Below are 6,908 nucleotides of genomic sequence, written 5' to 3'. Positions count from 1 at the left end.
TGGAGGCGGAGGTGAGAAGGGTCATCGGGCTATGGGGCGACGCTCCGGGATTCATCCTCGCCCCGGGCTGCGAGCTTCCCTACAAGACGCCGCTGGACAACATCCGACGGATGAAGGAGGCGACCATCAGATATGGGACCTACTGATGACCTCTCGGCCTTGCGCCTCGGCTAGAGATAGATACATACTTTTGCCGTTCAGGGGAAAACGTTTAAGACACGCCACGTACGATGGGCCTGCAGTCATCCAGGCGCAAGGTAGGAACAATCCAGATGATTTCAGTGCTATGTGTCGATGACGAGCAATCGTTCATCGAGATGACCAGGGCATTCCTGGAACTGGGCGGGGACATAGTGGTCGATGCGGCGCCCTCCCCCCTGGAAGCGATCGAGATGATGAAGAAGCATCAGTACGACGCCATCGTCTCCGACTACCAAATGCCTGGAATGGATGGCATCCGCTTCCTGACCTACGTTCGCAGCCGCTTCGGCGACATCCCCTTCATCCTCTTCACCGGCAAAGGTCGGGAGGAGGTGGTCATCCAGGCGCTCAATTGCGGGGCGGATTTCTATTTGCAGAAAGGGGGCGATGCCAAAGCGCAGTTCGCGGAGCTGGCCCACAAGGTCCGCCAATCGGTGGACCGACATCGTCAGAACGAGGCTCTCGCCCTGGCCCAATTCTCAGTGGAGAATGCCGCGGTCGCCACCTTCTGGATCGAGCAGAGCGGTGCATTCCTGCGCGTGAACAAAGAGGCGTGCCAATCCCTTGGCTACTCGGAGCATGAGCTTTTCGGAAAACACGTCTGGGATATTGATCTGGGATTCTCCAAAGAGGCCTGGAAGAAGCACTGGCACGATCTGGAGGGCAAAGGCAAGTTCACCTTCGATTCGCAGCACAAGCGCAAGGATGGCCGGACCTTCCCCGTGGAGATCACCGCGAACTTCATGGAGGTCAACGGACGCAAGTACAACTTCGCTTTCGCCCGAGACATCACTGATAGTAAGCAGGTGGAGCAGAGGCTGCGGGAGGTAGTGGATTCCTATAAAACGCTGGCAGAGAATCTGCCCGGATTAGTGTACCGATGCTGGCTGCGGGAGAACAGCCGAATGACCTTCTTCAACGACATGCTCCTGCCGCTGACTGGCTACAGCGCCGAGGAGCTGAAGCAAGGCGAGGTATATTCCATCGAACCCCACATCCTCGATGAGGACCGCCCTGCGGTCACGAAGGCGGTCAAGGATGCGGTGCGCCTAGATCGGCCATTCGAGGTCGAGTATCGGCTTCGATCGAAAGCAGGAGACGTCCGCTTCTTCGTCGAGAGGGGCAGACCGCTTCGCGGTGCGGACGGCAAGCCCCTGTACATCGATGGCGTGATCTTCGACGTCACCGATCGCATGAAGGCCGAAACGTCGATCAGAGAGAGCGAACAGCGCTTCCGTCAGATGTCCGACCTCCTTCCAGCCATCGTCTTCCAGTCCGACCTCGATGGCAACCTGACCTTTGTCAATGAATTTGCGTATGGGATGACGGGCTTCACCCGTGAGGACTTCCTGAAAGGCCTGAACGGCCTGGACCTTTTAGCTCCCGAGGACCGGGACCGGGCTATGAAGGAGATGAGTGAGGTCATCAAGAGTGGGAAGGTGGGCAGCAGCGAGTACATCCTCTTGCGCAAGGATGGGAGTTTCTTGCCTATCTCTTTCCACGCCACCCCGGTGATCGTTGAAGGCAAGCCAGCGGGACTGCTGGGAGTGATGGTCGACGTCACGAGGATACGCAAATCGGAGGGCGTGCGAACGGCAGCCTACAAGATATCCCAGGCAGTGATGTCCGCATCCTCCCTCGATGAGCTGTACAAGTACATCCATTCGATCCTGGGCGAGCTTATGCCTGCGGACAACTTCTTCATCGCCCTGCGGGACGAGTCGAAGGAGACGATCAGTTTCCCTTACTTCGTAGACAAGAACGACCCGCCCCCCGTCCCCCGCATGATGGGAAAAGGAGTGACGGAATACGTGATCTCCTCCGGCCGCCCATTGCTGGTCGGGTCGAAGGAGCTAGAGGAGATGCGGAACCGGAAAGAGGTAGAGTTCACCGGCGCCCTTCCTGTCTCCTTCCTGGGGGTGCCCCTGCAGATCGACAAGACCACCACCGGGGCCATGGCGGTGCAGTCCTATGACGAGGGACTGCGTTACGGTGAGGAGGAGCTGGAGATCCTGCAGTTCGTTTCCAGCCAAGTGGCCCAGGCCATCGAGCGCAAGCGCCGCGAGGACGAGATCCAACGCTCGCTCTCCTTGCTGCGAGCGACCTTCGAATCAACCGCCGATGGCATCCTGCTAGTGGACGGCAGAGGGGGAAGCGTGATCTCCAACGAACGCTTCGCCAAGATGTGGTGCATACCCGATTCCATCATGAACACGCGGAACGACGAGCGGTTGCTGGAATTCGTGCGGGACCAGCTATCGGACCCCAAGCAGTTTGAGGAGCGCGTACGCTGGCTCTATGCCCATCCCGAAGAGGTGGCCTTTGACACCGTCGCCTTCAAGGACGGTCGCTGTTTCGAGCGTTACTCTCAACCTTACCGCATAGGCGGCAACGTCACCGGGCGCATCTGGAGCTTCCGCGACATCTCGGAGAAGAGGAAGGCCGAGGAAGCGCTCATGCAGTCCGAATCCGAGCTCAAGGCCATCATCAACAGCGCCAAGGACTCCATCTTCGTCAAGGACCGGGACCTGACCTACCGCATGGTGAACGACGCCATGGCGGAGCTGTTGGACCTGGCGGCAGCGAGGATGGTCGGATTGAAGGAAGCGGACCTTTTCGGCGAGACGGCGGCCAAGGAGACCGAGGTCACGGACCAGCTGGTGCTTGCCGGCGAGGTGCGGGAGGAGGAGGTCATACGCTCCATCCACGGCGTCACCCACATCTTCAGCATTATCAATGTGCCCCTCAAGCAGGAGGATGGGACCATACTGGGCATCTGTGGTATCGCCCGGGACATGACCGAGAGGAAACGGGTGGAGAAGGCGCTGCAGGAGGCGAACGCCAGCCTGAACATGCTCAATTCCATCACCCGTCACGATGTGCTGAACCAGCTGATGGTGATACGAGGTTATTCCGACCTGGTGCGGGCGGCCCTCAAGGACCAGAAGCACGTGGAGTACATGGACAAGGTCGAGAAGGCGGTGCGCACCATCCGCTCTCAGATCCAGTTCACCAGGGACTTCCAGAGGCTCGGTTCCGTCGAACCTAAATGGCACAACGTGGAGGAGCTATTGGACCAAGCCCTATCCACCCTGGAAACTGGCACCCTCGAGGTATCCGTGGACCTGAGCGGACTGGAGATCTTCGCCGACCCTATGCTGGAGAAGGTGTTCTACAACTTCATCGACAATACCATGCGCCATGGAGAACAGGTGAAGAAGATAGGGGTCTCCTGCCGCAAGGAGAAGGACGGTCTGCTATTGCTCTACGAGGACGACGGCGTGGGCGTCGCCCCCGAGGACAAGGAACGGATATTCGACCGCGGTTTCGGCAAGAACACTGGACTGGGTCTCTTCCTGGTCCGAGCCATCCTCAAGGTCACTCAGATCATTGTGTCTGAGACCGGGGAGCAGGGCAAGGGGGTGCGCTTCGAGCTGCACGTGCCCGATGGCGCCTACCGTTTCCATGAATGGGACGAGGAGACCACCTGAGCAAGCTGGCTCTCGCTCGTTCCAGAACAAAAGGAAAGGAAAAGTTAGGGAAATGAGGAGAACTCTCCTCGGTTTCTTCAGCCCTTGACGGCCTTTACGATGGCGTGGAGGTTCGCCGCCGGGACGCGCGCCGCGAGACCGCAGCCGGGTGCCACGACTTCGAAGCCCGCGTTCTTCACGCGGATGGCCTCGTTGTAGCAGTCCTGGGGCGTTCCCTGCAGCAACGGCCGGACGACGCCGATGTTGCCGATCAGTGCCGCGCGGTGTTTGACGATCTCGACTGCCTTCTCCGGACTGACCTTCTCCTCAACGCTCAAGGCGTCCACACCTGTGTTGATCATATGTTCGAGCAGGATAGTGGTGTCGCCGCAGATGTGCAGGACGGTCTTGGCCTTGCCGGCTCCAAGGAAGCACTCCTTGATGTAGGGCTTGGCGAACTCATCGAACATCTCGCCGGATAGCATATCCGTCGAGGCGGATGGATCGCTCATGACGATGACATCCGCACCGGCCTTGGCAAGCGCCTCGATGTAGGCCTTCTCCACCTTGGTGGCGAGCTTGCAGGCCTTCACCACGGCGTCCGGGTCGGTGATGATCCCCAGCAGGAGGTTCTCAGTTCCGACCAAATGGCCGGCGATTGTGAACGGGCCAGTGGTACCAACGATGATGGGGTATTCCTTGCCATACTTCGCCTTGGCGATCTTGGTCGCCTCGACCACCACGGGCAGCCTTCCCCTTTGGAGGAAGTCCCCCGGCAGGTTCTCGGGTATGTTGTTCATCTCATATGCTTGGGCCTTGACCATCGGTGTCCTGTCCATCTTACCCAATTCCACGCGGCATCCCATGATCTCGGCCTCGACCGTAAGGCAGAACGGGAACCTGACGCCCTCAAATCCGAACAGCTTGGCCGGGGCGGCTCCCAGATCAGCCATCTGCTGCGCGTTGGTGTGGGCTTCAGGCCAGTAGACCTTTGCATGCTCCTGCGCATCCACCGTCACGGATTGCGTGAAGCATGCAATCGGGGGCCTGTCCAATTTCTTTCGTTCGAGAGCGGCGAGCACGCGCTCCCTCGGGGTATGATGTGTCATGCGATTTCCTCCTTTTCTTAACACGGTATAATATGGTTCTTGGCCCGCAAACGAGATGTGGTTACATTAACCTTTCGTCCTTCGTTCAACAATCGTTGGCTTACCAGAAACTCTAGCCTGGACCCCGACATAATTCGAAATCTCGCGCACCGTCCGCAACCCGGTCCGGCATTTCTTCATCTCCACCTCGACCTTGACCTCGATACCCGTCCCGCCCGCCAAATCGACCCGCTTCATCAGATAACGGGCGGCGCGCTCCTTCGCCTCGCACAAAGCCACCTTTGATCGGTCCGCATCGAGCGGTCCTCTATATTATGGATTACGGATGTACACGAGGTACTTCAAATCCCTGTTATGCGTCTGTCTCTCCACGCTCTTGGAGACCAGGCTGCACACCGCGCCGACGGCATTCCCGACGTCGTGATCTTGCGGTACGATGACCTCTTCGACCCTAGGATGGGTTCGACCGGGGTATGCTCCCTCAGGCCTTGGTCAACTGGTAGACGTCGCTCAGGCCCTTGAGGACCGTGAACCCTTTCTCCGTGATGATGTAGTCGCCTCGGTCACGGCGCTGCACCATCATCCCTGCCTCTAGTAGCCTTTGGATATGGAATAGCAAGTTGCCCCCCCTTATGCCCGTGGCCACGGCAAGGGAGGAGAAGGTGCGAACATCTTGCGAGACCGCCTTGAGTATCTGCAGCCTGTGCTTGGAAGATATCGGCTCCAGCACCCCGGTCACGAACTCGTCCTCGCGGAGCTCGGCGATCTCCTGCTTCTTTTCGCTGATGCTGCCGTAGATCCTCAGGGAACGCATAAGGCGCACCTGCTTTCCGAAGAGACGGGAGACCTCATTGAAGCACTTCTCGCATTTATCGTAGGGGGAGGTGTCCCTCAGCCGGTCCAGCTCGCTCTGGTTGGTGATGATGATCTCCTCTCTGACGGTGTCGCGTTCCAAGAGGGAGGCGTTCTTCTGGAGGAACGCGGTGAACGTCGCCCGGCAGGGCTCGATCAATCCGCATCGCTTGACCATGTTCCTCGACAATCCTTCCTCGACGTCGTCCATGACCTGCGAGACCATGACCTCGAGCAGATCACCGCGGGGGCGGGGGGAGAACATGACCATATCCGATTGGCTCGAGACACCGGAGGTTCGATTCAAAGTCGTCTGTATCGCCGTTAGCTTGGCCTTGATCTCCGCCATCTCTCGCTTCAGCTCCTGCGGTTCCACAGGCATGCTTGGTCTAACGGAAGCGTTAGGCTAAAAGGTTTGCGAAAGAACCTTTTTGGTCAAGAAAATGTACCGCTAATATCCGCTTGGTCATGTTCACGCTGCCCTCACGGTACCCTTGGCTTTCATTAGGATGCTTCGCCACGAGGTTGTGTTTCAAATCATCAATCTGATGGCAAGCGCGGGTTGGGATCCAGCCCACATATCGAACGAAGATCCTTCTGAATCGATGACGGTCGAACTGGAGGAAATAGAAATGGCTCTGACGCCAAATTACTTATTTCATCGGATATGATGGTTAGCCAGTCGTTTCATTCTTATTACTCATAGGAAGGATTACTGGGGTTTAGCGTCAAAGCCTTGCTTATATATGGGTATGAAAATAAGCCCATCAGGAGGGTTCCTATTTCGAAATACAAAATCGAGAACGTGGTGGCTTCCACTTCTTTGGGCACTGAGCTTGACCTCCCGACCATAGCCATCTCTCTGGAGGGATCTGAATACGAACCGGAGCGGTTCCCCGGCCTGATCTACCGCTTGAAAGAGCCGAAGACTGCCACTCTCCTGTTCCACAGCGGAAAGGTCGTATGCACCGGCGCGAAGAGTCTGGAACAAGTGAAGACGGCCATTGAAAAGGTCACCAAGCAGCTCGAGAAGGCCGGTATTCACATTAAGATCGAACCGAAGATCGAGGTACAGAACATCGTCGCCTCGTCCGATCTGGGCCAGAGCATCAACCTCAACGCCATCGCCATAACATTGGGTTTGGAGAGGGTGGAGTACGAACCGGAGCAGTTCCCCGGGCTCGTGTATCGCCTGGACGTACCGAAGGTCGTGCTATTGCTCTTTGGTTCAGGCAAGCTGGTCTGCACTGGTGCGCGAAAGCCGCAGGATGTCGAG

The 6,908-nt window shown here is 57.8% G+C and carries 4 protein-coding genes; 2 read left to right on the top strand and 2 right to left on the bottom strand.

Translation table 11 applies throughout. The annotated features are described in order from the left end of the window. Positions 1-272 precede the first annotated feature (272 nt). Positions 273-3,692, top strand: a complete 3,420-nt coding sequence (locus NT137_08955) for a PAS domain S-box protein (GenBank protein ID MCX6653460.1) — start codon at positions 273-275, stop codon at positions 3,690-3,692. Between the two features lie 77 nt (positions 3,693-3,769). Here the strand turns inward: NT137_08955 and NT137_08950 are convergent, their stop codons facing one another. Together NT137_08950 and NT137_08945 are read right to left on the bottom strand one after the other, a co-directional pair. Further along, entirely contained in the window at positions 3,770-4,780 is a 1,011-nt protein-coding gene (locus NT137_08950) for an MtaA/CmuA family methyltransferase (GenBank protein ID MCX6653459.1), read from the bottom strand. Positions 4,781-5,261: 481 nt separating this feature from the next. Continuing rightward, positions 5,262-6,014: a helix-turn-helix domain-containing protein gene (locus NT137_08945; protein MCX6653458.1), complete on the bottom strand. Its 753-nt coding sequence runs from the start codon at positions 6,012-6,014 to the stop codon at positions 5,262-5,264. Positions 6,015-6,368: 354 nt separating this feature from the next. Between NT137_08945 and NT137_08940 the strand changes: the two genes are divergently transcribed. Beyond that, a partial coding sequence (locus NT137_08940; GenBank protein ID MCX6653457.1) for a TATA-box-binding protein occupies positions 6,369-6,908 on the top strand: 540 nt, incomplete at its 3' end.

The sequence above is a fragment of the Methanomassiliicoccales archaeon genome, from assembly GCA_026394375.1.
GTDB lineage: Archaea > Thermoplasmatota > Thermoplasmata > Methanomassiliicoccales > UBA472 > JAJRAL01.
Note: the sequence above shows the minus strand (reverse complement) of the source record. Positions and strands in the feature narration are given on the sequence as shown.